This window comes from Micromonospora echinospora (assembly GCF_014203425.1).
Taxonomy (GTDB): Bacteria; Actinomycetota; Actinomycetes; order Mycobacteriales; family Micromonosporaceae; genus Micromonospora; species Micromonospora echinospora_A.
This window is the reverse complement of sequence record NZ_JACHJC010000001.1, coordinates 1,666,049-1,692,436: the sequence shown is the minus strand read 5'-3', so window position 1 is coordinate 1,692,436 and position 26,388 is coordinate 1,666,049. Positions and strand designations below refer to the sequence as shown.

Below are 26,388 nucleotides of genomic sequence, written 5' to 3'. Positions count from 1 at the left end.
GGCCCGGTCAGGCGGGGCCGCCGCCGAAGCCGATCTCGTTGCCGTCCGGGTCGCGGAAGGTCGCCTTCCGGACGCCGTTGTCGTAGGTCTCCTGCGCCGCAGGCGTCAGACCACGGGCGGCGATCGCCGCGACGCGGGAGTCGAAGTCTTCGACGAAGACCGTCTGCATGGCGTGACCGGCGTGGTCGGGCCGCACCTCGATGTAGAGGTAGCGGTGCTCGGCCAGCTCCCACACCGCCTCGTGGTCGTTGGGCAGGAACTGCGGCGGGGCGCCGAGCAGCCGCTCGTACCAGGCCGTCGACACGGCGAGATCGCGGATCGGGACGCCGGCGAACAGGTCGACAGTCATCCGGCCAATCTAGCGGCGTCGACGTGTCCGCGTGGGCTCACGCCGTACCGGCGCTTGAACGCCGCGCTCAGGGCGAACGAGCTGCCGTAGCCGACCCGGCGGGCCACCGCGCCCACTGTGGCGCCGGGCTCGCGGAGCAGGTCGGCCGCGAGCGCCAGCCGCCAGCCCGTCAGGTACGACATGGGCGGCTCGCCCACCAGCGCGGTGAAGCGCCGCGCCAGCGCCGCCCGGGACAGCCCCACCTCGGCAGCCAGCGACGCCACCGTCCACTGCCGGGCCGGGTCGTGGTGCAGTATCCGCAGCGCGCGGCCGACCACCGGATCCGTGTACGCCCGGTACCAGGCGGGCGCGGCGGCGCCCGGCCGGGCGAGCCACTCCCGCAGCGCGGCGATGAGCAGCAGGTCGAGCAGGCGATCCAGCACCGCCTCCTGGCCGGGGTCGTCCTTGACGATTTCGTCGGCCAGCAACGGCACGAGCGGCGTGTCCCAGGACTCGCGCCGGGCCACCGCCAGCGGCGGCAGCGCGTCCAGCAGCCGCCGCCCGACAGCGCCCCGCACCGGGTACGTGCCGGTGAGCAGCACGGTCCGGCCGTCCGGCCCGTTGCCCCAGGTGCGTACGCCCCACCGCGTCATCGCGAACAGCTCGCGCCCGTCCGGCGTGGTGCAGCGCTGGCCCGGGTGCACGACGACCTGCGGCGCCGTGGCCGGGTCGTCCGCCACCGTGTACGGGGCCGGGCCGCGCACGATCGCCACGTCACCACCGGTCAGCCGCGCGGCGTCGCCCTCCTCCGGCACGATCCAGCCGTTCCCGCGCACCACGGCGACGAGCGTCAGCGGCGCCTCGTCCCGGATCAGCATCGACCAGGGCGGGGAGAGGATCGAGCGCAGCAGGAAGGCGCCCCGTGCGCGGGGACCGTCGAGCAGACCGGAAACGGCGTCCACGAGACGATTGAACACAGAATCGCGCGTCCTGGCCATGGGCCGTCTCACCGCGCGGCGGTTCGATGAGGACATGCGACTCGTACAACAACTGACGCTGGTCGGCGCCACAGTCGGGGCCGGGCTGATGGCGGGCCTGTTCGCCGCGTTCGCGTACGCCGTGATGCCGGCGCTGCGCGGCGCGGACGACAGCACGTTCGTGGACGCCATGCAGCGCATCAACGCCACCATCGTCAACGGCTGGTTCCTGCCGGCCTTCCTGGGTACGCCGGTGCTCGCCGCGCTCTCGGCGGTGCTGGCGTGGCGCGGGACGGCACGGCCGGCGTTGCCGTGGATCGTCGCCGGGCTCGTTCTCTACCTGGTGATGTTCGTCGTGACGGTGGCGGTGAACGTCCCGCTGAACGACGCGCTCGCCGCGGCCGGTACGGCCGATCCCGCCACGGCGCGGGAGCGCTTCGAGTCCGCCTGGGTCACCTGGAACGTGGTGCGGACGCTGGCGAACACGGCCGGTTTCGGCGCGCTGTGCTGGGCGCTGTTGCTCGCCGGCCGGGCGGCCGGTTGAGCGGATTCCGGCCGGTTCAGCCCATTGCCGGCACCACCCGGATTGCTGGCACACCGCCGTTCGCCAACTCACGCCACCGGTGGGCCGGCGGTCATCAGCGGGGGCCGAAGACCGTGCCCAGCTTGGACAGGCGAGCGTTGTCCAGCTCCCACTGCAGCACGGTATCGAGCGTGTCGAGTGCCCGCCCTTCGACCAACGCCTTTGTGCTCTGCAGGCCGTCGACCACCTCGGGCAGGGCCGCCACCACCGCTGCGGTGGCGGTCCGCATGGGCTCTTCGGCGCCGTCAGCCACGGCCCGGATCAGGTTCACCACCGGGATGCGGGCGGTGCCCGCGTACCGCCCCGCGATCCGCTCCAGGCCGGCCGGCATTCCGACCCCCGCCTCCCGCGTGGCCGCGGACAGCCCGGCGAGGAGGAACTCGGCCAGTTCGCTGCGGCCCACGGCGAGACCGGGCAGCACCGCCGCGACCGCGGCCCGGGTCGCCGTCTCCACGGGCGTCTCGGCACCGCCGTCTTCCGGGGCGTCCGCTTGGTAGGCCAGCCGCCGCCGACCCGCGGTGCTCATCTGGAACAGCACCATGAGCGTCATCGCCCGGTAGAAGTCGCTCACCCCGTCGGCACCTGCCAGCGCGGCCAGCCGCGGCACCGCCCCCGGGGTGGCGGGCACCACCGAGCCCTGCGGGAACGCGTCGCTCGCGATCGCTGCGATCAGGTCGCCCACACCGTCGAAGGTGTGGCCCTCGAAGGGCACCACCTCGGCGGCCGCGCGAAGATCGGCGGCAGGACGACGGAAACCACCGCACTTGAGTCCGGGAGGCGCGGGCAAGGACGGCGCGACGGCTGTCTGCCCGCCGACGAGCTCCGCGCGGATCCGGTCGGCCTCGGCCCGGTCGAGCTCGTGCGCGAGGCCCTCCCGGGAGAAGCGCTCGATCGCCTTGTCCGGAAACTGGCCGCACGCCGAGTTGACCTGCCCGCCGTACTTCCGGGCAATTGCCGCAACGGCCTTCTTCTCGGCCGGTGAGACCTCCAGCGGACCCTCGTAGGGCGGGTCCACGGCCAGCGAGTGGACTCGCCACCAGCCGGCGAAGCGACCCTCCAGCGGGTCGGTCGGCACCTCCCGTACCGCGACCAGCAGGTGGCCGCGCTCGGCCAGCTTCTCGGCGACGGCATGGGCCGAGACCTCATCCGGCACCGACACGACGAAGCGCATCTCACGAATCACGGCGGCATTCTATCGACGATGGGTCGGGCTGCCCGGCGCCGCAAGCGCCGGGCAGCCCGGTGCTCAGAGCAGCAGGGTGCCCCCGTTCACCTTGATGCCATACAGTGAGCCGTTGCGGTAGATCTCGAAGCCGCGCTGCCCCTTCGGGTATTTCTTCTTGCCGCCCGCCGCGGGAACCGCCTGCCGCCACTTCGAGCGTCCGGTGAGTCGGCCGCCGCGATCCCGGATCGAGTTCTCACACCAGGGGCAGACGTTGCGGCTCGCCGCGCCGTGCAGCGGCTCGTACTTCGAGTCCACAGCGTGCTTCAGGGCGTTCATCTCGGCGTGCAGGTCGTCGAAGTTGACCGCTTCTTCCTCGTTGCCGCGCAGCGCCGCCCTCTGCGCCGCCGTCAGTCCCTTGCCGTTGGCCGCGACCACGTCGACGTAGGTGACCGTGCCGTCCGGCAGCACCTTCTTGCTGCGAACGATCGCCGTCGTGCCGAGCTTCCACTGGAAGTAGCCCGCCGCGGTGCCGTCCCGGCGCAGGTCGTGCAGCTCCTTGGCTCGGTGCTCGAGGATCGAGCAGGCTTCCGCGTTGTGGACCAGGACCGGCGTGCCACCGGCGACGACGTAGTACGTGTCGATGTCGTCGACGTCGAGGTTGTGCACCGTGGCGACGGCACCGTAGGCGACCACCGCGATGACCGTGACGCGGGCGCCGTCCGGCGTGAGCAGCTGCATGCCCGCCTTCAGCGCGCCGGCGTCCAGCCACTTCCGCTCGTCTTCCACCCAGATCGGGTGGCCGTCGGTGGCGGTCACGGTGCCGTCCTCGACGCCGTCGCCGTCTGCGTCGATGGTGATCTTCACGAGCTGCTTCTCACCGGTGCCCGTGATCAGCGACGTGACGGGGCGGATGCCGTCCTCACCGGTCTCCGGGTTCCGCGCGACGACCTGATCATCCAGGTCGACGTCCTCGATCGGCTTGGTGCTGCCGTCGGCCATCAGCACCCGCGTGCCGGGTAGGAAGCTGTTGCAGCCCTTGGAGAAGACGCCCTTCGCGGCATTCTTCAACGACCCGATACCACGTGCGGCGTTCTTGGCCTGCCGGACGCCGGGAACCATGCCGGCGATGCCCGACGCACAGCCGCCGACGTCACCACCCACACAGGACTTGGCCGTGTCGATCGCTCCGGCGACGGCCGCCACCGCACCGGCCGCCGCAGCGACCACCTGCGCGGGCGGGGGCAGCACCGCCGCGACCATCGCCACGGTGCCGGCCACCGACGCGATCGTGCCGGCGTTGTCGACCACCGCCTTGGTGGCCGCCTTGGCGCCGTTCGCCACCGCACTGGCCGTCTTCTGGATGCCATTCTTGATGGCACCCCAGAACAGGCCGTCCGGGTCGGAGAACGTCGTCGGGTTGTTGTTCGAGTACGCGTACGGGTGAAGCCGTTGCGGGTCGTGCTCGTCGATCTCGGGGTCGACCGAGATGAACGCGCCGGTTCTCGGGTCGTAGTACCGGGCGCCGAGCAGGGTCAGTCCGGTCGGATCGTTGATGCCGCCCACGAACCCGCGCTGACCCGAGGGCCACTGCGGGGTCGGCGATCCGTCGCGCGGGTTGCCGTACGGGTCGTTGTACTTGATCGTTGCGGCCCGGGTGACCGAGTTGACCGCCCAGGTCGCGGAGTCCTGGGCGTCCGACGCCAGCCAGATGATGTCGCCCTTGCGGCTGGTGGTGTCGGTCCGTGACGCGATCGTGTCACCGGCGTGCTCGTAGTACCGCGTGGCGCTGGTGTTCGCCGGCGACGAGGTGTACTCGTTGCCGAACAGGAAGGCGGTGGCCGCCCCCGTCGGGTCGATCCGCGCAATGCGGTTGCCGTCGACGTCGTACACCATCGTGGTGTCGCCCTCCGGCCCGCTGATCTTGGTCAGCTTGCCGTGCGGACTCCACTGGAACGTCTCGGTGCGGTCGCCCACCTTGCGGTACTTCAGGTTGCCCCGCTTGTCCCAGTCGTAGTGGTCGACCTGCTCACCGGTCGTAATGGTGCGCACGCCGTGCGGCTGGGCACCGGCCGCGTACCCGTAGATCGAGGTCTTACCGGTGAGCTTGTCGCTGGTGGTGGTCCGCGACCCGTGTTCGTCGAACGCCCAGGTCTTCCAGTACGGCGCCTTGCCACCCGCGGCGGTCGGGCCGGCGCACTCGGTGGCCACCTGTGTCCAGGCCTCCGTCAGGCGACGCAGGTGGTCGTAGGTGAAGCACTGGACGTCTTCCTCACCCGAACGCGGGATCTTGTCCGCGTCCACGGGCCGGTTGGCGACCGAACGGACGTTTCCGATCTCGTCGTAGTCGTACGTGACCGTGGCAACGTTCGGCACGCTGCCGTCGCGGTCGAACCGGAACTCCGACAGCCGCCGGGTGGCGTCGTCGTAGACGTAGTTCTGGTACGCCTGCGGCTTGTCCCCGACCGGCGTTCCGAGCCAGCGGTTGAGCACCTCGCCGTACGGCGAGTAGGTGGTCCGGTCGACGTACGTGCGGGCGGTGCCGGACGGCGAGGAGGTGCCCGCCAGCTTGACCACGTTGCCGAGGTCGTCGTACGTGCGGGTCAGACCCTCCTTCTCCATCGGGCCGATCTTCGGCAAGCTGGAACGCAACGGCAGGCCGTTCGCGGTGTACGTGTACGTCGCGACGTAGGTGCCGGCGAGCCCTGTCAGCCCCGGCATCGCCGGGAGGATGACCTCTTCGTCGACGACCTGGTACGCGTCGCTGTACTCGAAGATCTCCTTGGTGAAGGAGTGCCCGCCGACGATCGAGGTCGACTTGCTGAGGTGTCCCTTCGCGACGGTGTCGTAGGTCCACTCCGCCGCCTTGACGCCGTTGAACAGGCGTTGCTTCTGCCGGCCCAGGTCGTCGTAGGTGGTCGAGACCACGTCGCCCTCGGCGTCGGTCGACTTGGTGACGTCGTCGCCGTTGTTGTACTCGAGCACCGTGGTGCCCTTGTCCGGGTCGACCGTCTTGATCTCACGACCGCGCAGGTCGTACTCGTACCGCCAGGTGAGGGCCCCCTTCACCACGGTCTCGACGTCGCCGCGCGGCGTGTACGTGTACGACGTCTTGTCGAACGCGCCCTCCGGCTTGGGCCCGTGGAACTCCCGCTCCTCGATGACGTCGCCGTCGACGTTCTCGATGGTCGCGGTCGCGGTGCCGCCCTTCGGCGGCGTGACGGCCACCTGCCAGCCCAGCGAGTTTCCGCCGTACGCCGTGGTGGTGCCCCACTTGCGGACATCGTGCGACCAGAGCGCCTCCTCCACGACGCGGCCCAGCCGGTCGTAGGTCGACACGGTCCGGCTGCGGTCCTCGCCCGGTGTGATGCTCACCAGTCCGGCGCCCGGCTTGCCGAGGGCGTAGTTGCCGTCCGACTTGTACTCGACCTGACCGCGGTCGTTGTAGCCGGTGCCGGTGACCAGGCGGGCGTCCTTGCCGTCGTTGTCCTTCTGCGCGTCCTCCTGGACCTGCACCGACCGGTAGAGCGAGTCGAACAGGCCGATCTCGCTGATCTGGTTGTTGTTCGGGCCGAGCCGCTTGGTGGTCACCGCCAGCGGCCCGTTGTTGCGGACCAGGTAGGAGAACTCCAGGTTCGGCGTGGCGGTCCTGGCTCGGCCGGGCAGCCAGACCTTCGCCAGCCGGCCCATCGGGTCGTGCTCCAGGTCGGTGCGCTTGTTGTTGGCGTCCAGGATCGAGGTGGGCGTGGCCCACGCCGGGTTCTGGTCGGTGATCACCTCGTGTTCAAGTGGGTTGCGCGTCCGGGTCTGGGTGACCGGGCCCGGACCCGCCGGGGTGTAGTACGTCTTGCTGGTCTTGCCGAGCGAGTCGGTGTTGCTGGTCGGCCGGCCCAGCGCGTCGAAGGCCGCCCGCGTGGTCACCGTGTACTTCGGCGCGCCGTTCATCCACTCGTCGAGCGTGTCGACTCGGGTCGCCCTGCCCTTGCTGGGCACCGCGCCATGTGTGTCCGACCCGTCGTAGTAGGTCTTGACGTCGGCGACGACGTCGGCCGGCCGGGACACGGTCGCGCCACAGGCCTTGGACACGGTCTCGCTCCGCGACACCAGCCCGCGCAACCACAGGGCGTCGTTCTGCACGTACGTGTTACGGGTGCACGACTCGTCGCCGGTCTTGCCTGTGTCGCCGAGTTCGTACGCGACCTCGGCGTAGCCCTCGTCGTCGTACGTCGTCCGGGTCTCGCTCTGCTCCCAGGTGCCGGGGGCGAGCAGCCGGCGCTCCTTCTTCACCGACGGGGCGATCTTGTACGCCCGGTCCGATCCGCCGGTTCGCGTGCGGGTCGCGGTCTGCTTGACCCAGTACGACGTGATCGACGATTCGACGACCGCGGTGCCGTCGAGCGAGGCCACCTCGAGCGTAGAGCCGGCGAGCGCGGGCTGGTCGGTGTAGCTGTTGCCGGCCGAGTCGATGACCTGCACGCTGCGGGTCTTGTCGCCGGGCAGCGGCTGGTCGTCGAGGCCACGGAAGAACTGCTTGCGGGTGACCAGCGGAGCCTGCGTGCCGCCGACTGTGGCGGTCACCCGGGAGTAGCCGCGCCACTGACCGTACGTGCGGTGCTTCTTCTTGGTGAACTCGCCGTCGTCCCAGCCCCAGAGCACATTGGTATTGGTGCCCTCGTTCGAGTACGCGTAGCGGGTGGTCACCGGCGGCTGGTCGGCGGTGCGCTCGTACGTGGTGACCTCCTTGACCACGTACTTGCGGAACCAATCCCTGGTCGGGTCCCAGTAGCCGTCCGGGGTCCAGTACACCGGATAGCAGAGCCGGCTGTTGTTCTCCACGGCCGGCAGGTCGTTCGCGTCGCAGTCGGCGTCCGAGTAGCTGACGAAGATGTCCGCGCCGGACTCGGTGCGGATGTTCTGGATCCGCCAGCGGGAGAAGAACTCGGTGCCGGCGATCGCGTTGACCTGGTTGGCCAGCTCGACGCCGGTGAACACCACCGGCGGGTCGGTGACGGTGCCACCGACGTGCCCGGCGTGCGTGATCGACTTGAGCCACAGCGACGCGGAGCGCGCCGCCTTGGGCGCCTTGAACTCCTGGTCGAGCGTCCATGACTCGACCGGGTCGAACCCGGTCGCGCTCGTGCGGATCTGAGTGGTGATCTTGGTGAGCCGCTTGATGGAGTAGAAGACCGGCGCGAGCTTGTCGGTGCACGGCTCGGCGGTGCACTCCTTGTCCCACGGCACGTCCGGCCAGTTCGCGGTGACCGGCTTGCCGTCGGAGTAGCACTCGGTCGCAAAGCACCGGTCCGCTGTGCTGAAAATGATCCGGCCGGTGGCCGCGACGTCCGGGTACGCCGTGTGCAGGCCGTACTCGATGCGCTCGAGGTTGCCGCCGCGGTCGAACGAGACGCGGTTGCTCTTGTCGCCGGCCGCGCCGTAGTGCCCGGTCTCCTTCTTGTAGAAGTAGCGGGTCATGTTGCCGTGGACGTCGATCTGCTTGTCCAGCAGCCAGCGCCAGACCTGCTGACAGGACGAGTCCTTGAACGCGTCGGCGTGGCAGTCCTCGCCGTCGTGGTTGCCGAAGACCGGCACCGACCACCGCGAGTTGGACGTGGCGACCTCGGCGGCGAAGAAGTTTCGGGTGCCGTCCGGGGTCGTGATGATCCACCGTTCGGTGGTCGCGGTGCCCTTCTTGGCGGGCGAGCCCTCCAGCTGGACCTTCCAGTTGGCGTCCGCGGCGGGCCGCCAGGTGCCCGTCGCGTCGTCCTTGACCAGCGCCGTGTTCGTTCCGCTCAGCGAGACGGTGATGTTCGGCGACTTGTCCTTCCAGCACTGGTCGAGAGTCTTCTTGTCCTTGTTGTTCGGGTCTTTGCCGGCGACCTTGTCCACGTCGTCCTGGCAGGTGACGTAGCTGCGCTCGATGTAGCCGGGGGTGTAGTCCCAGCCGTCGCCGGCCCAGGACGCCTGGTTGTTGTTGCCCGCCATCCGGCCGTCGACCATCTGCGACGAGTAGTTCAGCGCGACGTCCGGCACCGGGCCGGGCGCCGGAGGCACCTTGATGGCATTCGAGTAGTTGAACGCCCCGGAGCTGTCGCCGGCCGTCCACGAGCCGGACGCCTGCAGGTCGCTGGCCTTGTAGTCGCCCTCACCGGACTCGGTGTCCGCGGACAGGGCGAGCATGGTCGGCCCCGCCGCCGTCAGCGCCATCGGCGCCGCCAGCGTCGTCGCCTGCTTCGCCGTCTTCAGCGGCACCGCGTCCTGGCACTCCGCCTTCTGCGGGGTCGTCGCCGCGCACGCCGGCAAACTGCTCAGGTTGAGCCGGCCCGCCCAGCCGCCGCCGTACATCTGGCTGAAGCTGTCGATGTCGACCTCGGTCTCCACGTCGCCGGGCTGGTCGCCCTCGACCGCGAGCACCGGGCCGCTCAACCCCAGCTTGGTGGACTGCTCCTCGGGCAGGGACGTGACCCGCACCCGGTCCGGCGCCTTCTTGCCGGGTATGGCCTTGACCCGCACCGTGATCGAGCCGGCCTTGCCCTCGACCGCCCGGCCGGCGGCGCCGGCCAGGACGATCTCGGTGGAGCCGGCGGCGGGCCAGCGGCCCTTCTCCGGCCCCTTCCAGGCGCCGCCGTCGGCGGGCAGCGGGACCGGGTCGACCTTGACGGTGCCGAAGTTGGTGGCGGCGACGGACTGGCTGTCCCGCTCGCCGTCCAGCGCCTCGGCGACCCAGTTGTAGGTCAGGAATGAGGTCAGCATCAAAGCCGAGGCAGCCAGGGCGAACCCGCGCCGGTCTGATGAGAAGAACTTCTTTTTCTCAGTCATGAACGTTCTCCGGTCAGGCGTGGGCGAAGGTGCCGAAGAGGTCGGGGTCGACCGTGGAGGTCCAGACGCGGACGTCGTCGACGATGCCGCCCAGGTAGTTGGAGCGGGTCCCGCCGGTCAGGGCGAGACAACCGACTCGCAGCGGGGAGGACCCGGACCACAGCGAGCCGGTCAGCGTGATGCCCTCACCCTGCGGATCGCCGTTCACATAGAACGTGAGCTTGTTCGTCAGCCCGTTGAAGACCGCCGCCACGTGCGTCCAGGCGCCGGCCGCCGGGGCGGCCAGCGAGCGCACCTCCGCGGTCGGCGCGTCCGCGGAGTCACCGCCGGTCATCACCACCCGCAACCGGCCGACGCCGGCCGCGTACTCGATGAGGAAGCGGTGCTTGACGCTGCCCGACTGCGACAGCACGGTGCGGTTGCCGGTCAGGTCGTCCAGCGATACCCAGGCCGCGACCGAGAACGACTCGTTCGCCTGAATCACCGGCGCACTGGTCTCGGCGCACGAGCCCTCGTCGAGGGCCAGGCCCAGCGCGCCGTTGCGGCTGGCGAACCGGTCCTGCTCCCAGTGCGGCTCGCCGGAGGCCATCGAGAGGTGCCTGGCGTTGCCGGAGCGGTCTTCCAGGTTGGTCGGCTCCTCGGCACGCGGCCCCTCCAGCGGGTACCAGGCCTGCACACTGACCGGCGGGTTGGCGTTCTTCACGGCGGCCGCCGCGGCGTCGGTGAGCGCGCCGCGCCACACTTTCACATCGGTGATCGCGCCTCGGAAGAAGTCGTTGCGCGCGCCGGCGTACTTGGCGCAGCCGAGGCTGAGCACACCGGACGCGTTCCAGTTCCCGCCGGTCGACCGCACCACGGACGCCGCCTTCGCGCCGTTCACGAACAGCGACATCGTCTTGGTGGTGGCGTTGTAGGTGGCGGTCAGGTGCGTCCACTTGCCCACCGTCGCGGCGAACGCGTCGGTGCTGCCGCCCGCCCACTCCGAGGTCGAGGTCTCGGAGTCGGAGGCCTTCATCATGAGCGCCCAGAACGGTACGCCGGCAGCGTTCGTGCGGGCGCCGAGGAACAAGCCGCTGACCCGGTTGCCGTCGGTGCCGATGATCGTCTGGTTCATCGCGCTCGGGTCGTCCAGGCGGGCCCAGACGGCGAGCGTGAACGACTCGTCGCTGCGGATCACGCTGTGTTGCGTGGTGGCGCACCGGTCACCGCTGACGTACCAGGCGGAGCCCGGCCGGCCGTACGCGTCGTCGGTCCACTCCATGGGAACCGTCGGCGCCGGGGTCGGCTCGGGCGTCGGTTCCTCGGACGGATCCGGCGACGGCTCCTCGGTCTCCTCGGGCACCTCGGGACTACCGGTCGGGTCCGGCTCGTTCGGGTCGCCGGTCTCGGTCGGCTCGGGCGTCGGCTCCTCGCCCGGCGGCGGGGTCGGGCCACCGCCCGGGCCCGGATCGGGTGCCGGGTCGTCGGTGACCTCGGGCTCCGGGGTCGGCTCGGGCGTCGGCGGCGTCGCCGGGGCGGGCACGGTCAGCGTGTGGCCGTGGTTGCTGGCGTCGTCACCGGTGCCGCGTAGCTTCCAGGCCGCAGCGACACCGGCCGGCAGCTCGTCGCGCGCCGCGGCGATCTGCGCGTCGCTGAGCAGGCCGCTCCACATCGCGACGTCGTCCACCGCGCCGATCAGATGCTCGTTGATCACGCCGGCGGTACCGCCGCAGCCGACCAGGGTGCGGGCGGTGCCGCGCCACGGCAGGGCGCTGATCGCGGTGGTCGCCTGTACCGCGCCGTCCACATAGAGCCGCATCGTCTTGCCGACCGGGTCGACCGTGGCCGCCACATGCTGCCAGCCGTTGAGCGTCGGGGAGGTGGTGCCGCGGGCGATCGTTGAGGTTCCCGTAGCCGAGTCGGCGTTGGTGATCGCCGTCTGCCAGCGGTCGCTGGCCTGGTCGTAGGAGAGCGCGAAGGCCGGCGCGTTGGTGCCGGCGACGGCCAGCACGGTGCGGTTCGACCCGGCCGCCTTGCTGGTCAGCTTGACCCAGGCCGTGGCGGTGAACGCCGCGTCACTGCGCACCACCGGAATGGTGGTGGCGCAGCCCGTGCCGGTCAGGTTGAGCGCGGTGCTGCCGCGGTTCAGCCGGTCCGTCGAGTACGTCGGCGTGCCGGAGACAGTCCACCGCAGGTCCTTCGCGGTGGGCGCCTCACTGGTGTTGCCCTCGTCGTCGATGGTGCCGGAGTCGTCACGCAGGTTGCTGGTCATCCGCCAGACGGCCATCGGCTCGACCGGCGTGACCCGCCCGGTGAAGATGTTGTAGATCGCCCGCGACGAGGAGTTGAGGGCGTTGTCCCGGGCCCACACGTAGATCTGTGTCTGGCCGCTGTCCGCGGTGAAGGTGACCTCCGCCTTGCCGGCCGACGCCGTGACGTTCGACGACTTCACGTCGACGCCGATGCCGTAGTCGAAGCGCTCGACGCCGGAGAGCGCGTCGGTCGACGAGAAGGTGAGGGTCACCGGCTTGCCCAGCTCGGGCGTCGGGGTGCCGGCCTTGCGGGCGATCACCGGCAGGGTGGGCGGCGTGTGATCCTGCCGGAAGTAGCAGGTCTTGCTCCAGCCGGTCTTGTCCGTGCCGTCGGTGGCGTAGACCCTCCAGTTGTAGCTGCCGTCCGCGAGCACCGGGGTGGTCCAGGTCGCTTCCTTGCCCGAGGCCACCGCGGCGGAGGTGTAGTCGGCCGGCGCCGTCGGGCCGTTCACGTCGAAGACGAGCCGCACCGAGTTGTCGGCGTCGGTTGCCGTGGCGTACAGGGCCGGGGTGCTGTCGTTGATCCAAGGACCGGGCGACGCGGCGCAGTTACCGCCCGGCGAGGTGCGCACCGGCACCGGCGAGGTCGGCTTCGACTGGTACTCGACGATCAGCTTGATCTTGCCGCGCTCGGCCTTGACCCAGTGGCCGCCGCTCTCGGTGGGCACCCGCAGGCCGAACGTGATGGTGCTGTAGTTCTCGTCGGCATGCCGCTGCACGTGGGTCTTCACACCGCCCGCGTTGAACTTGACCCAGGCCGGCTTCTGGCCGCTGCAGCCGCTGTTCACCTTGACCGTCTTGGTGTGGATCGCCTTGCCGTGCAGCCACTTGCCCTTCATGCCGTTCCAGGTCGGGGTGTTGCCGTCGATGGCGTTGGTCTGCCAGAGCGCCAACGACTCACCGGCGCACCAGGCGCTGTGCGTCAGGTAGGCGTCGACGCTGGGCGTATTGATGACCCTCTTGCCCCTGAGCGCGCTGACGTCGAACTGCATGTGCGCGCGCCACACGTCGCCGTAGTTGTCGTAGTTGGACCCGATCCGGATGACCTCACGCGGCCAGGCGTCGCCGGAGACCCACTTGGTGTCCGGCCGGGAGTCGTTGACCGGGATCCACTTCGCGTAGTACTTCGAATAGGTCGGGTCGATGTAGACGGGGAACGCCGACTGCGCGGACAGCAGATCCTCGTCGACGCTCACCGTCAGCCTCTTGCCGGTAACCCGTACGTCCAGGTCGGACCGGCGGGCGAACTCGCTCGGCGCCTCGGCGGTGGACGGCTCGGCCACCCGCGGTGGGGCGAGGCCCTCGGGATCCTCCCGGCGCAGCGCGGCGGTCTGCGGGTCACGGACCTGCCGGGTCGAGTCCCAGGCCATCGCCTTGGGAGCGCCGGCGATCACACCGGCCGGGCCCTTGATGACGATCTCGTCGTTGGTCTCGGTCACGGTCGCCGAGCCGCCGATGACGTAGGCCGTCTCGCGCACCTCGGGGTTCGCGGCAGCCTCGGCGTTCTTCACCACGAGCACGTGCGAGAAGCCGCCGGGAACGGCACGCACCACCAGGTCCACGCCCGGGTGGACCTCCGGGTACGTGACCGAGTCCTCGCGCACGACGCCGGCTGGCAGCGGCGCGGGCCAGGTCAGCGTGAAGTCGGCGCCGCCCTCGCGGTAGGTCGCCAGCGGGCCGGTGCCTCCGGCCGAGAACGACACGTCGGCCGCGGCCCTGGGCCGGAACCGGCCGTCCGCGCCGCGCTCGAGGTTCGTGTCCAGCGCGATCCAGCGGTCGTTCCGCTCGACGCGCTGCGGCTCGAGGTAGGTCTCCATAGAGAAGTCACCGCTGGGCAGGGCGACGACCTTGGTGGTCTCATCGGCTTCGGCGAGGACCTCGACGGGCTTGTCACAGAGCTCCGCGAGGCGCTGTGCCGCCGCCTCGGTCTCGGCAGCCGGCTCGCTCTCGGCGGCCACCCCGGACGGACAATCCGCAGCATGAGCGGCGGTAGGTGGTGAGGTAACGACTGAGAGTAACGTCGCCAGGATCGCCAGAGTGGCGCCCTGCGCGATGCGGGCATACGCCATCGTCATTTGTGTTGCTCCCCCGTGAACCATGCGATGAACTCGTTCTCGCGCAGGGTTCAGCGGTTGCCCATCTGCCCCCGTACGGCAAAGCGCGTGGGCAGATGGTAGGAGCCACTGGTGACCTTGGTCAATGAGCTTTCTTCACCTGATTGGCGCTGCTCCTCGATCAGATCCTCGCCCGTGCACTGAGATCTTCCCCGCGGAGGAGGTCCCAGACCCAGGGCCCCGGCAAGTCGTGACGGTGTCTGACTTGTGGGGCTTGGGGTAGAAGCGCCGCTGTTGGTGGCAGCAAGACCGCGCTGCCATCATCGCTGGTCTCGTCACTGTCCTGCGCCGCCATTGTCGGATCGGTTCAGCGCCCGGCGAGGCACCTATCGGATCATCTACCGCATTGACGATGACAACCACACCGTGACTGCTGCGGAAAGTGCTTATCGAATTGACGTGTACCGCTCATGACGCCCCTGGCTCCGTGCCCGATCGCGTCAAGGCATCCAGTGCGGTAGGTGCCGTGTCGATGAGTGTGGCTGACGAGGCTGCGGCCCTTGAGGCTGAGGTGGAGCAGCATCCGGACGAGCGCCACCGAGAAACTCGATCGACCGCCACCACACGGCATTCGAGAACGGCACCATCGACGACGCCACCGCCGGACCCCGCATTCGCGAACTCCGCCAACGACTCGCCCAACTCCAAGCCCGTCATCGCCGAAGTCCAACTCACCGGCCAGGGAGTCGCACCCGCGTTCAAGATCCCCACCGACACGACAATGCCCCCGCCCGAAACGGACGGGGGCACCTCAGGAGTACCACCGGTTCGCACAATGGTGCGATCGGTGGAGCCGAGGGGACTCGAACCCCTGACCCCCACACTGCCAGTGTGGTGCGCTACCAGCTGCGCCACGGCCCCTTGCGTTCGCGCCCGGTCGCCCGGGCACGGGAAGAACTATACACACGCCGCCCCGCATGGTCATCTCGCGGGGGTCCCCCACCGAGAGGGTCAGTTCAGCGCCACGTCCGGCGGGAAGTGGGCCACCGCCGCCATCATGCCGCCCTGCCGGCGCAGCACCATCGGCCAGAGATCATCCGGCCGTTCGACGAAGGCGTCACCGGGCAGCGCGTCCAGCACGAACCAGGAGCCCTCCTCGATCTCGCGCTCCACCTGCCCGGCGCCCCAGCCGGAGTAGCCGGCGAACACCCGGATCCCGCCGACTGCCTCGCGCAGCTTCTCCGGGTCGACGGAGAGGTCGATGGTGCCGACCGCGCCGGAGACGCGGTGGAAGCCTTTGACCGGCCGGACGGGGTGCCGCATCCGGGCCAGGCAGATGGCGGAGTCGGGCTGCACGGGGCCGCCCTCGAACAGCACGGCCGGATCGCGGGCCAGGTCGCTCCAGTCGCCGAGCACGTCGGCCACCGAGACCTCGGTGGCCCGGTTCAGCACCACCCCGAGGGCGCCGCCGGGTTCGTGGGCGACGAGCAGCACGACCGTACGGTCGAAGTTCGGATCCTTGAGCCCTGGTGTCGCGACCAGCAGTCGTCCGGTCATCGACTCCATGGCTCGGCCACCGATCGCCTGCCCCTCACTCTGCATGTCCGACACCCGTCAGCCGTGCGCCCGTACGCGCCCGAGGCCGTCGACCGTCCACCCTGTCAACGCCATGTCACGCACCATAGCTTGCGTTCCGCCCGCTGGTTAAGGTCTGACGGGCGGGTGATCGCCACGTATCGAGGGAGGGCCGGATGGCGGCGGAGGCCGAACTGGCGGTGATCGGCGGGTCGGGTCTCTACGCTCTGCTCGACGGGGTGGAGCACGTGGTGGACACCCCGTACGGCGAGCCGTCGGGCCCGATCACCGTCGCCGAGGTGGGCGGTCGCCGGGTGGCGTTCCTGCCCCGGCACGGGCGCGATCACCGGTACCCGCCGCACCTGATCCCCTACCGGGCGAACCTGTGGGCGCTGCGGTCACTGGGCGTACGCCAGGTGCTGGCACCCTGCGCGGTGGGCGGCCTGCGGCCGGAGTTGGGTCCGGGCACGTTCGTGGTGCCCGACCAGTTGATCGACCGCACCAGCGGGCGCGTACAGACGTACTACGACCGGGGCGCGGTGCACGTGTCGTTCGCCGACCCGTACTGCCCGGCCGGGCGGCGCACGCTGCTGGACACGGCGGCCGGTCGGGGCGTGCCGGCGGTGGACGGCGGGACGGTGGTCGTGGTCGAGGGCCCGCGCTTCTCGACGCGGGCGGAGTCGCGCTGGTTCGCCTCGATGGGCGGCACGATCGTCAACATGACCGGCCACCCGGAGGCGGTGCTGGCCCGCGAGTTGGCACTCTGCTACACGTCGATCGCGCTGGTGACGGATCTGGACGCGGGTGTCGAGGCGGGCGAGTCGGTCACCCACGAGGAGGTGTTCCGGGTCTTCGCCGAGAACACCGACCGGCTGCGCGGGCTGCTGCTGGACGCCGTCGCCGCGTTGCCGACTGAGCGGGCGTGCCAGTGCGGGAGCGCGCTGGACGGGATCAAGCTGCCGTTCCCGCTGCCCTGAGCGTGGGAAGCGCCCGAAAAGTCGGCTACGGCCCGATAGATTCGGCTGGTCGGGGAACCGGGCACCGGGCCGTCTCCGGCATCCGCATGGAGGACGGAGGCAGCCGGCGATGGCGACGGTGCGGGAGGCGACCTACGACCTGCTGCGCGCGCTCGGGCTGACCACCGTCTTCGGCAACCCCGGCTCGACCGAGGAGCCGTTCCTCCAGGAGTTCCCGACCGACTTCCACTACGTGCACGCGCTCCAGGAGGCCTCGGCGGTCGCGATGGCCGACGGCTACGCCCAGGGCACCGGCCGGCCCGCGCACGTCAACCTGCACACCGCGCCGGGCACCGGCAACGGCATGGGCAACCTGGTCACCGCCTGGCACAACCGGACCCCGCTGATCGTCAGCGCCGGCCAGCAGACCCGCGAGATGCTGCTGATCGAGCCGCGCCTGGCCAGCCCTCGGGCGGTCGAGCTGGCCCAGCCGTACGTCAAGTGGGCCCACGAGCCGGCCCGCGCGCAGGACATCCCGGCCGCCTTCATGCGGGCGTACGCCTCGGCGGTGCAGCCACCGGCCGGCCCGGTCTTCCTCTCCCTGCCGATGGACGACTGGGACCGCCCGGCCGACCCGCCGCCGCAGGTGCGTACCGTCGCCACCCGGATCGCGGCGGACCCGGACCGGCTGCGGAGCTTCGCCGGCGCGCTGGCCGCCGCCCGCGCCCCGGCGCTGGTGCTCGGCGCGGCGGTGGACCGGTCGGACGCCTGGCCCGACGCGGTCGCGCTGGCCGAGCACCTGGCCGCCCCGGTCTGGGCCGCCCCGGCGCCGGAGCGGGCCGTGTTCCCGGAGCGGCATCCGCACTTCCGGGGCGTGCTGCCGTACGCGATCGGGCCGCTGTCGGAGGCGCTGCGCGGCCACGACGTGGTGCTGGTGGTGGGCGCGCCGGTGTTCCGCTACTACCCGCACGTGCCGGGCGAGTACCTGCCCGGCGACGCGCGGCTGCTGCACGTCACCGACGACCCGGACGAGGCGGCCCGCGCCCCGGTCGGGGACAGCCTGCTCGGCGACGCCCGCTTGACCATGGCCGCGCTGCGGGAGCTGCTGCCGACGACCGACCGGCCGGCGCCGTCACCGCGCCCGCAGCCGGCGCCGCCCGAGCCGACCGACCCGCCGAGCGCCGACGCGTTGTTCGCCGCGCTGGCAGCCGCGTGGCCGGCGGACGGGGTGCTGGTGCAGGAGTCGCCGTCCAACCTGGCCGCGCTGCGCCGCCGGCTGCCGATCGAGCGGCCTCGCTCGTACCTGACGATGGCCAGCGGCGGCCTCGGCTTCGGGCTGCCGGCGGCGGTCGGCCTGGCGCTCGCCGAACGCGACACCGGGCGCTGCCGCCCGGTGGTCGCGGTGGTCGGCGACGGTTCGTTCCACTACTCGGTGCAGGCGCTGTGGACGGCGGCGCGGCTGCGGCTACCGCTCGCCGTCGTGGTCCCGGTGAACCAGCAGTACGCGATCCTCAAGGCGTTCGCCGACCTCAAGCACACCCCGGGCGTGCCCGCGCTGGACCTGCCCGGGCTGGATGTGACGGCGGTGGCGCACGGCTACGGCTGCGCCGGTGAGGTGACCACGCTGGACGGGCTCGGTGCGGCGCTCGCGGCCGCGCTGGCCGCGGACCGGCCGACCGTGCTGCCGGTGCCGATCAGCACCGACGTGCCGCGGATCCTGTGAGGCTCAGCCGGGCCGGACGGTGAGCGGGGCGCCGCTGGCGGCGTCCAGCACGGCCCGGCCGCCGAGCGGCGCGTCGAGCGTGACGCTGACCGGCTTCAGCACGAGCTGTGCGGTGCAGGTGCCGGTGGACGTGACCACGGCGCCGCCGATCACCACCACGTCCGGCCGTTCCAGCACCAGCGGGGTGGGCGGGCCGTCGCAGGCGCCGACGCCGAGCACGTAGTCGATCCGGTTGCCCTCGACCGCCCGCAACTCCTGCGCGGACACCAGGCCCGCCGGGAGCGGCCGGCCCGGCACCGCGCCGCCGGGGGGCCGGCCGGTCACGCGCGGCGCGACAGCGATCCGGGCCACGGGTACGGCCAGCTCGTCCACGGTGAACAGCCAGGCGGGCACCTCGGCACGGCCCCGGCTGGTCAACACCGGCGCGGTGCCCAGCCGCACCTCGGTCACGGTGAGCGGGACGCACGGCGTCGGCGCCGAGGTCGACACCGGGTCGTTCGGGCCGGGCCGCCCGGTCGGGGCCGGGTCCGGCGCGGCCGGGCGCCCGTCGCACGGCGGCGGGTCGCCCTGGCGGAGCTGGGCGTACGCGTCGGCGGCGCTCATCAGCGGCACCCGCAGTGTGCCGTCGGGGAACCGGATGGTGCCGTCCTTCGGCACAGCGGCCGGGATCGGGATCTGGTCCCGGTACCAGCCGGCCCCGAACGCCACCTTCGTCTCGTCGGTGAAGCCCGGGTCGCCGGTGAGCACTGTGGCGTCCTGGAGCGGCACGTACCCGTCGCGCCAGCCCGGCCCGGGCCGCCAGCCGGCGGCGACCTCCTCGGCCCGCTCGGTGAACGCGGGCCGCTGGTCCGGGCCGGTGGGCGAGGTACGCACCGGAACCCCACCGGGTTCGGCGCACGCGGAGAGAGCCAGCAATGAGATCCCGAGCAGGGCGACGACGCGGCGCATGCGGATTGGACGCGGGCCCGTCCCGGCCGGTTCCCCCGGGCTCAGTCCTCGCCGCCGAGGTCGGCCTGGTACGCCTCCCAGAGCAGGTCGGCGCCGTGCCGCCGGTGCCGGTCGAGCGCGCGCAGCAGGTCCACGGTGCGGGCGCGCACCTGGGCAGCGGGCGCCCCGGGCAGCCGGACCGCGTGCTGGAGCGCGGCCAGCGCCGCCAGGATCGCGGCGTGCTCGGCGACCAGCAGGCGTACGCCCCGGTGCAGCCGCGGCGCGGCACGCACCAGGTCGGCGTAGTGACCGCCCGGCCCCTCGGTGACGCGGACGTGTTCGGTGAAGACCTGCCGGACGGGGTCGAGGTCGGTGAGCAGGCGCTCCCGCCAGCGCGGGCCGCCGGTGGCCCGCGCGAGGGCGCGCAGGTCGCCGGGAGCGGTGGAGAGCACGGAGATCGGCTGCTGGATCGGACTGGTGACCATGGGGCACCTCCCGCTGCTGGGCGAACCCGTATGGCGATGGTGGACCCGGTTCGCGGCGCTGTCCAGCGGTCGAGGACGCCTCATCTGCCGCATTGGCAACAACTGCCCCGGCAGCCGCAGGAGCCTCAGACGACTGTGCGCCCCGGTCCTCGTGGACCGGGGCGCACAGGCCGTGTAGTGGAGGTGCCGGGAATCGAACCCGGGTCCTTCGCCGGTTTGTCAGGGCTTCTCCGAGCGCAGCTCGCTGTGCCTCTACTCGGCCCCACCGCTCACGCGAGCAAGTTGGTGTGACGGGCCCAGTCGCTGATTAATCTCGCCGCACGGACCCCGCGACCGGGTCCGATTGGCCAGCCTTCTAGCTGATGCCGGCTAACTGGGTCGAAGGCGCTCCCAGGCCGACAGACTTGCTACTCGCCTCAGGCGGCGAGAGCGAAGTCAGCGCGATCGTTCTTGGCGCTTATTAGTTTCCGACGACCGATTCTCGAGACGACGTCGGCTTCCTCGGCTCGCTTCCCCTGTCGCTGCGTACGAAGTCGAAACCAGTCACCCCCTCGTAGCGCTGCCCCTGTCGGCAGCACACCAAGCGTAACGCCTGGCGCAACCGGATTCATCCCGAGGCCCGCCCGACCCGGGCAACCGGACGAACCGGACGTATCACTCGGCCATACCCTTGCCGCGCCGGCCCACCGCCCGGGCGATCTCCCGGTCGGCGTCCCGCTTGGCGAGGTCCTGGCGCTTGTCGTACGACTTCTTACCCCGGGCCAGGCCGATCTCCACCTTGGCCCAGCCGTCGGAGAAGTAGACCTGCAGCGGCACCAGCGTCAGGCCGCTCTCCTTGAGCTTGCCCAGCAGCCGGTCGATCTCGATCCGGTTGAGCAGCAGCTTGCGGGTACGCCGGGGCTCGTGGTTGGTCCAGGTGCCCTGGGCGTACTCCGGAATGTGCATGGCGTGCAGGTAGATCTCGCCGTCACGCTCCTGGGCGAACGCGTCGACCAGCGACGCCCGCCCGGCCCGCAGCGACTTGACCTCGGTGCCGGTCAGCGCCATGCCCGCCTCGTACGTGTCGAGGATGGCGTAGTCGTGCCGCGCCTTCTTGTTGGAGGCGACCACCTTGCGACCCTTTTCCCGTGGCATCGGCGCCACCTCCCTCCCGATCGGCCGCCGGCCACCGGCCGGCGAGCGGAGATCATCCTACCGGAACCACAAGGACCCTCCCGCGCGGTTTATTCCGTGCGGGAGGGCCCTCGTCGGAGCCGGACGGGTGACTAGACCCGCAGGTAGAAGCGGAGCGTGACCCAGGCCGTGACCGCGCTGACCACGCCACCGACGGCGGCCATCAGCGGGAAGGTCAGGAAGATCTCGGACCAGGAGATCGGGGTGATCAGGCCCTCCAGGGCCGCCATCGAACTGCCGGCCGCGAGCACCTTCACCGCGATCAACGCGAGCAGGCCAAGGAGGGAGCCGAACAGACCGGCCACCACCGCCTCGAGCACGAACGGCGCCTGGATGAACCAGTTCGACGCGCCGACCAGCTTCATGACCGCGACCTCACGCCGCTTGCTGTACGCGGCCACCTGGATGGTGTTCGCGACGAGCAGCAGGGCGGCGGCGGCCATCACGATCGCGATCGCCAGGGCGCCGTTCTGGAAGCCGCTGAGCACGCCGAAGACCTTGTCGAGCAGTTTGCTCTGGTCGACGATCGTGTCGATGCCCTCGGCGGTCTTGTACTTGTCGTAGATCGCCTTGTACTGCTCGGGATCGTTGAGCTTGACCCGGTACGACTCGGGAAGCTGGTCCGGCTTGACCGCGCTGACCAGGTCCGGGGCGTCGGCGTACATCTGCTGGAAGCGCTCGTACGCCTGGTCCTTGTTGACGTACGTCGAGTCCTTGACCAGCGGGTCCTGGTCGAGCTGCTGACCCAGCGCGTCGACCTGTTCCTTGGTGGCATCGGTCTTCAGGAAGATCGAGACCTCGACGTTCTCGTAGTAGAGGTCCTTCATGTCGCCGACCTTCTGGTAAAGAAGGCCGCTGCCGCCCAGCATGAAGAGCGACACCGCCATTGTGATGATCATGGCGATGGTCATGGTGACGTTGCGCCACAGCCCGACCAGTACTTCGGACAGGACGTACTTCATCCGCATCGGGATATTCCTCCGGCTCTCCGGCGTGAGGGTTCGTCGTCAGGGTCTACGGAACGTCGTCCGGCTCAGCCGTAGACGCCGCGGGCCTGGTCGCGCACGATGCGGCCGCTCTCGATCTCGATCACCCGGCGCCGCATCTGGTTCACGATGTTGGAGTCGTGCGTGACCATCACGACGGTCGTGCCGGTGCGGTTGATCCGGTCCAGCAGGCGCATGATCTCGATCGAGGTGTCCGGGTCCAGGTTTCCGGTGGGCTCGTCCGCCAGCAGGATCAGCGGCCGGTTGACGAACGCCCGGGCCACCGCCACACGCTGCTGCTCACCACCGGAGAGCTCGTGCGGGTAGCGGTGCTCCTTGCCACCGAGACCGACCAGTTCCAGCACCTCCGGCACGACGCGGCGGGCCACCGCCTTCGTCTTGCCGATCACCTCCAGCGCGAACGCCACGTTCTCGTACGCGGTGCGGTTCGGCAGCAGGCGGAAGTCCTGGAAGACGCAGCCGATGGAACGCCGGAAGTGTGGTCGCTTCCAGGAACGCATCGACGTGACGTCCTTGCCGTTGACGACGACCCGGCCCTTGTTGGGCGTGACCTCGTGCAGCAGCAACTTGATGATGGTGGACTTGCCGGAGCCGGATGGACCGATGAAGAAGACGAACTCGCCCTTCTCGATCGAGACGGACACGTTGTCGAGCGAAGGCCGGGACGCCTTCGGGTACGTCTTCGTCACTTGCTCAAGCTGAATCACGGGTCGGTAGTCTACGCGGTGTAACCGCAGAGCCAAGCCCCCAGCCCCGCCGAAGCGGTGCGCGTCGTCGATTTACCCGGTCAGACCGAGATCGATGACGCGCTCAGTCCGACCGTGATCACGCACTGTCAGCGCTGAGCTGCTGCTGCTTCCGCCAGCGGATTCCCGCCTCGATGAAGCTGTCCAGGTCACCGTCGAAGACCGAGGACGGATTGCCCGTCTCCTGTTCGGTACGCAGATCCTTCACCATCTGATACGGGTGCAGGACGTACGACCGCATCTGGTCGCCCCAGGAGCTGGTGCCGCCGGTCTTGAGGCCGGCGAGCTTCTCCTCCTCCTCCTGCCGCTTGCGCTCCAGCAGGCGGGCCTGGAGCACCCGCATCGCGGAGGCCTTGTTCTGCAGCTGGGACTTCTCGTTCTGGCAGGTGACCACGATGCCGGTGGGGATATGGGTCAGCCGCACCGCCGAGTCGGTGGTGTTGACGCTCTGCCCACCCGGCCCGGACGACCGGTAGACGTCCACCCGGACCTCGTTCTCCGGGATGTCGATGTGGTCGGTCTGCTCGGTGACCGGCAGCACCTCGACCCCGGCGAAGCTGGTCTGCCGGCGGCCCTGGTTGTCGAACGGGCTGATCCGCACCAGCCGGTGGGTGCCGGACTCCACGCTGAGCGTGCCGTAGGCGTACGGCACCTTCACCGTGAAGGTGGCCGACTTCAGGCCCGCCTCCTCGGCGTACGAGGTCTCGTAGACCTCGGTCGGGTAGCCGTGCCGCTCGGCCCAGCGCAGGTACATCCGCAGCAGCATCTCGGCGAAGTCCGCGGCGTCCACGCCGCCGGCTCCGGCCCGGATCGCCACCAGCGCCTCCCGGGAGTCGTACTCACCGGAGAGCAGCGTGCGGACCTCCATCTCCTGGATGGCCTTGGTCAGCCCGGCGATCTCCGACTCGACCTCGGTCAGCACGCCCGGGTCGTCCTCCGCCTGGGCCAGCTCCAGCAGCACCCCGGCGTCGTCGAGCCGGGAGCGCAGGTCGCCGAGCTTGGAGATCTCGCCGTTGACGTACGACAGCTGCGACGTAACCTGCTGCGCCTTGGCCTGGTCGTCCCAGAGGTCCGGCGCGGAGGCCTCCTGCTCCAGCCGTGCCTTCTGCTCGCGCAGCTTGTCGAGGTCGAGCACGGCCTCGATGTTGCGCAGCGTGGCGTCGAGTTCCTTGAGCTGTTCGGCGTAATCGGCAGCGGTCACGACAGACAAGACTACTGCGTCGTTCCCTCAACCTGTTGCAGGTGGTCAGCCGACCGGCGCGGTCTTGAGCCAGGACAGGGCCGCCTTGTGGTAGGCGACGGCGAACTCCAACGCGCTGGCGTCGTAGCTGTCGCCTTCCTTCTTGGCGTTCTTGACCTGCTCCCGCACCGCCGCCAGGGCCTCGGTGTGGTACTCGTTCGCCGAGGCGTACAGGTTCTTGAGCTGGCTCGACGAGTGCAGGCCGCCGAACGCGATCCGTAGCGCTATCGGGTTACGGATGGTGTCCTTGCCGGGATTCTCCGCCAGCCAGCGGGAGAATGTCCGTTTACCGGCCGCTGTCAGCGCGTACGGCTGGCTCATGCGCGGCCCGGGCTTGCCGAGACGCACCAGACCCTTCTCGGCCAGGACCGGTAGCTCGCGGTAGACCTGACTGCGGGTCATCGACCAGTACGGCGCCAGCCGGCGCTCGGCCGCGGCCATCAACTGGCCGCCAGTCATCGGGCCGTCGTGCAGCAGGCCGAGCAAAGCTGCTGCCGTCGGGTTGACTCCGGAATCCGCCATGCCCTCTAAGCTGCCACTTTGTCGGCTCTGGCGTCCAGGATTTGCCTATTTCGGCACCCGATGACTGGTCCGATGTGCACTGTCGGATGAGGAAAAGGGCCCGCCCCGGCCGGGACGGGCCCTTTCGGAGCCACTCAGCCCATGTGCGGGTAGGCGTGATCGGTCGGCGGAACGAACGTCTCCTTGATCGTCCGGGGCGACATCCAGCGGACCAGGTTGTGCCAGGAACCCGCCTTGTCGTTGGTGCCGCTGGCCCGGGCGCCGCCGAACGGCTGCTGCCCGACCACCGCGCCGGTCGGCTTGTCGTTGATGTAGAAGTTGCCGGCCGCGTACCGCATCTTCTCCGCCACCTGGTCGACCACCCGGCGGTCGGTCGCGAAGATCGACCCGGTCAGCGCGTACGGCGCGATCGACTCGGCCTGGCCGACCACGTCGTCGAAGCGGGCGTCGTCGAAGACGTGCACGCCGAGAATCGGGCCGAAGTACTCGGTGGTGAACGTCTCGTGCGCGGCGTCGGAGCACTCGAACAGCGTCGGCCGGACGAAGTAGCCGACCGAGTCGTCGGCGGTGCCGCCGGCCAGGATCCGGCAGGAGCCGTCGCCCTTGATCAGGTCGAGCGCGGCGGTGTGCCGGCCGAACGCCTTGTCGTCGATCACCGCGCCGCCGAAGTTGCTGAAGTCGGTGACGTCGCCGTAGGTCAGCGACTCAGCGGTGGCGGCGAGCCGGTCGCGCAGCCCACCCTCCCAGATCGACCGCGGGACGTACGCCCGCGAGGCGGCCGAGCACTTCTGCCCCTGGTACTCGTAGGCGCCCCGGATCAGCGCGGTGTGCAGCGCGTCCACGTCGGCGCTGGAATGCGCGACCACGAAGTCCTTGCCGCCGGTCTCGCCGACCAGGCGGGGGTAACCGCGGTAGCGGGCGATGTTGTCGCCGACCGTCTTCCACAGGTGCTGGAACACCTTCGTCGAGCCGGTGAAGTGGATGCCGGCCAGGTCCGGGTCGGCGAGCACCACCTCGGAGACCTCCTCGCCGCGCCCGGTGACCATGTTGATCACGCCGGGCGGCAGGCCGGCGGCCTCGAACAGGCGCATGGTGAAGTGCGCCGCGAACTGCTGGGTCGGGGACGGCTTCCAGACCACTGTGTTGCCGAGCATGGCCGGCGCGGACGGCAGGTTACCGGCGATCGCGGTGAAGTTGAACGGGGTGATCGCGTAGACGAAGCCCTCCAGCGGCCGGTGGTCGAGACGGTTCCAGACCCCGGGCGAGGACAGCGGCTGCTCGGCCAGGAGCCGCCGGGCGAAGTGCACGTTGAACCGGAGGAAGTCGATCAGCTCGCAGGCCGCGTCGATCTCGGCCTGGACGACGGTCTTGGACTGGCCGAGCATGGTGGCCGCGTTGAGCGTGTCCCGCCAGGGGCCGGCGAGCAGGTCGGCGGCGCGCAGGAAGATCGCGGCCCGCTCCTCGAACGGCAGCGCCCGCCACATCGGAGCGGCGTCCTTGGCGGCCCGGACCGCGGCCCGGGCGTCGTCGTGGGTGGCGTGCCCGGTGACGCCGAGGACGTGCGCGTGCTTGTGCGGCTGCACCACGTCGATCGACGCGCCGCCGGCCATCCGCCGCTCACCGGCGATCGTCATCGGCAGCTCGATCCGCTCGGCGGCCAGCTCGGCCAGCCGCCGCTGGAGCCGCTCCCGGTCGGCGCTGCCGGGCTCATAGTTGTGAACCGGCTCGTTGATCGGCTCGGGTACGGAGAACACGGCGTCCATCACAGGCTCCTGGCGATCTCGACGGCGACGGCGAAACCGGACCCGCGGGCACCGACCGGG

17 protein-coding genes, 1 tRNA gene and 1 other RNA gene are annotated in these 26,388 nt (G+C 70.4%); 3 read left to right on the top strand and 16 right to left on the bottom strand.

All coding sequences use genetic code 11. The features are described from left to right. Positions 1-7: 7 nt before the first annotated feature. Positions 8-349: a VOC family protein gene (locus tag FHU28_RS08110; RefSeq protein WP_184682417.1), complete on the bottom strand. Its 342-nt coding sequence runs from the start codon at positions 347-349 to the stop codon at positions 8-10. Then, positions 346-1,290, bottom strand: coding sequence for an AraC family transcriptional regulator (locus tag FHU28_RS08105; protein WP_184682415.1), 945 nt, complete (start codon positions 1,288-1,290; stop codon positions 346-348). The genes FHU28_RS08110 and FHU28_RS08105 overlap by 4 nt, the downstream gene beginning before the upstream one ends. A gap of 70 nt (positions 1,291-1,360) precedes the next feature. Here FHU28_RS08105 and FHU28_RS08100 point away from each other — a divergent pair, with 70 nt between their 5' ends. Then, positions 1,361-1,849, top strand: a complete 489-nt coding sequence (locus FHU28_RS08100) for an anthrone oxygenase family protein (protein WP_184682413.1) — start codon at positions 1,361-1,363, stop codon at positions 1,847-1,849. Positions 1,850-1,943: 94 nt separating this feature from the next. Here FHU28_RS08100 and FHU28_RS08095 read toward each other — a convergent pair whose 3' ends face one another. From FHU28_RS08095 to FHU28_RS08075, 5 genes are all read right to left on the bottom strand, one after another. Beyond that, the gene (locus FHU28_RS08095; protein ID WP_184682411.1) at positions 1,944-3,071 is read right to left on the bottom strand and encodes a hypothetical protein; all 1,128 of its coding nucleotides are present in this window, start codon (positions 3,069-3,071) and stop codon (positions 1,944-1,946) included. A gap of 63 nt (positions 3,072-3,134) precedes the next feature. Further along, positions 3,135-9,866: a polymorphic toxin-type HINT domain-containing protein gene (locus tag FHU28_RS08090; RefSeq protein ID WP_184682408.1), complete on the bottom strand. Its 6,732-nt coding sequence runs from the start codon at positions 9,864-9,866 to the stop codon at positions 3,135-3,137. Between the two features lie 13 nt (positions 9,867-9,879). Next, positions 9,880-14,232, bottom strand: coding sequence for a LamG-like jellyroll fold domain-containing protein (locus tag FHU28_RS08085; RefSeq protein ID WP_184682406.1), 4,353 nt, complete (start codon positions 14,230-14,232; stop codon positions 9,880-9,882). Positions 14,233-15,059: 827 nt separating this feature from the next. Then, positions 15,060-15,132: transfer RNA gene (locus FHU28_RS08080), tRNA-Ala, on the bottom strand. Positions 15,133-15,222: 90 nt separating this feature from the next. After that, positions 15,223-15,813 (bottom strand): YqgE/AlgH family protein, encoded by a 591-nt coding sequence (locus FHU28_RS08075; protein ID WP_073827004.1) that lies wholly within the window; start codon positions 15,811-15,813, stop codon positions 15,223-15,225. 149 nt (positions 15,814-15,962) lie between these two features. Here FHU28_RS08075 and FHU28_RS08070 point away from each other — a divergent pair, with 149 nt between their 5' ends. Together FHU28_RS08070 and mdlC are read left to right on the top strand one after the other, a co-directional pair. Beyond that, on the top strand, positions 15,963-16,763 hold the full coding sequence (locus FHU28_RS08070) for an S-methyl-5'-thioadenosine phosphorylase (protein WP_184682404.1): 801 nt from the start codon (positions 15,963-15,965) through the stop codon (positions 16,761-16,763). 109 nt (positions 16,764-16,872) lie between these two features. Continuing rightward, the gene (gene mdlC, locus FHU28_RS08065; protein WP_184682402.1) at positions 16,873-18,465 is read left to right on the top strand and encodes a benzoylformate decarboxylase; all 1,593 of its coding nucleotides are present in this window, start codon (positions 16,873-16,875) and stop codon (positions 18,463-18,465) included. A 3-nt stretch (positions 18,466-18,468) separates the two neighbouring features. Here mdlC and FHU28_RS08060 read toward each other — a convergent pair whose 3' ends face one another. From FHU28_RS08060 to pruA, 9 genes are all read right to left on the bottom strand, one after another. Beyond that, a complete protein-coding gene (locus tag FHU28_RS08060) occupies positions 18,469-19,413 on the bottom strand; it encodes a hypothetical protein (RefSeq protein ID WP_184682400.1) in 945 nt (314 codons plus the stop codon). Positions 19,414-19,454: 41 nt separating this feature from the next. After that, positions 19,455-19,877, bottom strand: a complete 423-nt coding sequence (locus FHU28_RS08055; RefSeq protein WP_184682398.1) for a hypothetical protein — start codon at positions 19,875-19,877, stop codon at positions 19,455-19,457. Positions 19,878-20,052: 175 nt separating this feature from the next. Then, positions 20,053-20,428, bottom strand: a transfer-messenger RNA (tmRNA) gene (ssrA, locus tag FHU28_RS08050). A gap of 103 nt (positions 20,429-20,531) precedes the next feature. Continuing rightward, a complete protein-coding gene (gene smpB, locus FHU28_RS08045; RefSeq protein WP_184682395.1) occupies positions 20,532-21,011 on the bottom strand; it encodes an SsrA-binding protein SmpB in 480 nt (159 codons plus the stop codon). 131 nt (positions 21,012-21,142) lie between these two features. Then, positions 21,143-22,018, bottom strand: a complete 876-nt coding sequence (ftsX, locus tag FHU28_RS08040) for a permease-like cell division protein FtsX (protein ID WP_184682384.1) — start codon at positions 22,016-22,018, stop codon at positions 21,143-21,145. A gap of 65 nt (positions 22,019-22,083) precedes the next feature. Beyond that, positions 22,084-22,764 (bottom strand): cell division ATP-binding protein FtsE, encoded by a 681-nt coding sequence (gene ftsE, locus FHU28_RS08035; protein WP_013284225.1) that lies wholly within the window; start codon positions 22,762-22,764, stop codon positions 22,084-22,086. A gap of 118 nt (positions 22,765-22,882) precedes the next feature. After that, on the bottom strand, positions 22,883-24,004 hold the full coding sequence (gene prfB / locus FHU28_RS08030; protein WP_184682382.1) for a peptide chain release factor 2: 1,122 nt from the start codon (positions 24,002-24,004) through the stop codon (positions 22,883-22,885). Between the two features lie 45 nt (positions 24,005-24,049). Continuing rightward, entirely contained in the window at positions 24,050-24,565 is a 516-nt protein-coding gene (locus FHU28_RS08025; RefSeq protein ID WP_184682379.1) for a PadR family transcriptional regulator, read from the bottom strand. A 134-nt stretch (positions 24,566-24,699) separates the two neighbouring features. Beyond that, positions 24,700-26,328 (bottom strand): L-glutamate gamma-semialdehyde dehydrogenase, encoded by a 1,629-nt coding sequence (gene pruA, locus FHU28_RS08020; protein WP_184682376.1) that lies wholly within the window; start codon positions 26,326-26,328, stop codon positions 24,700-24,702. Between the last annotated feature and the right edge of the window lie 60 nt (positions 26,329-26,388).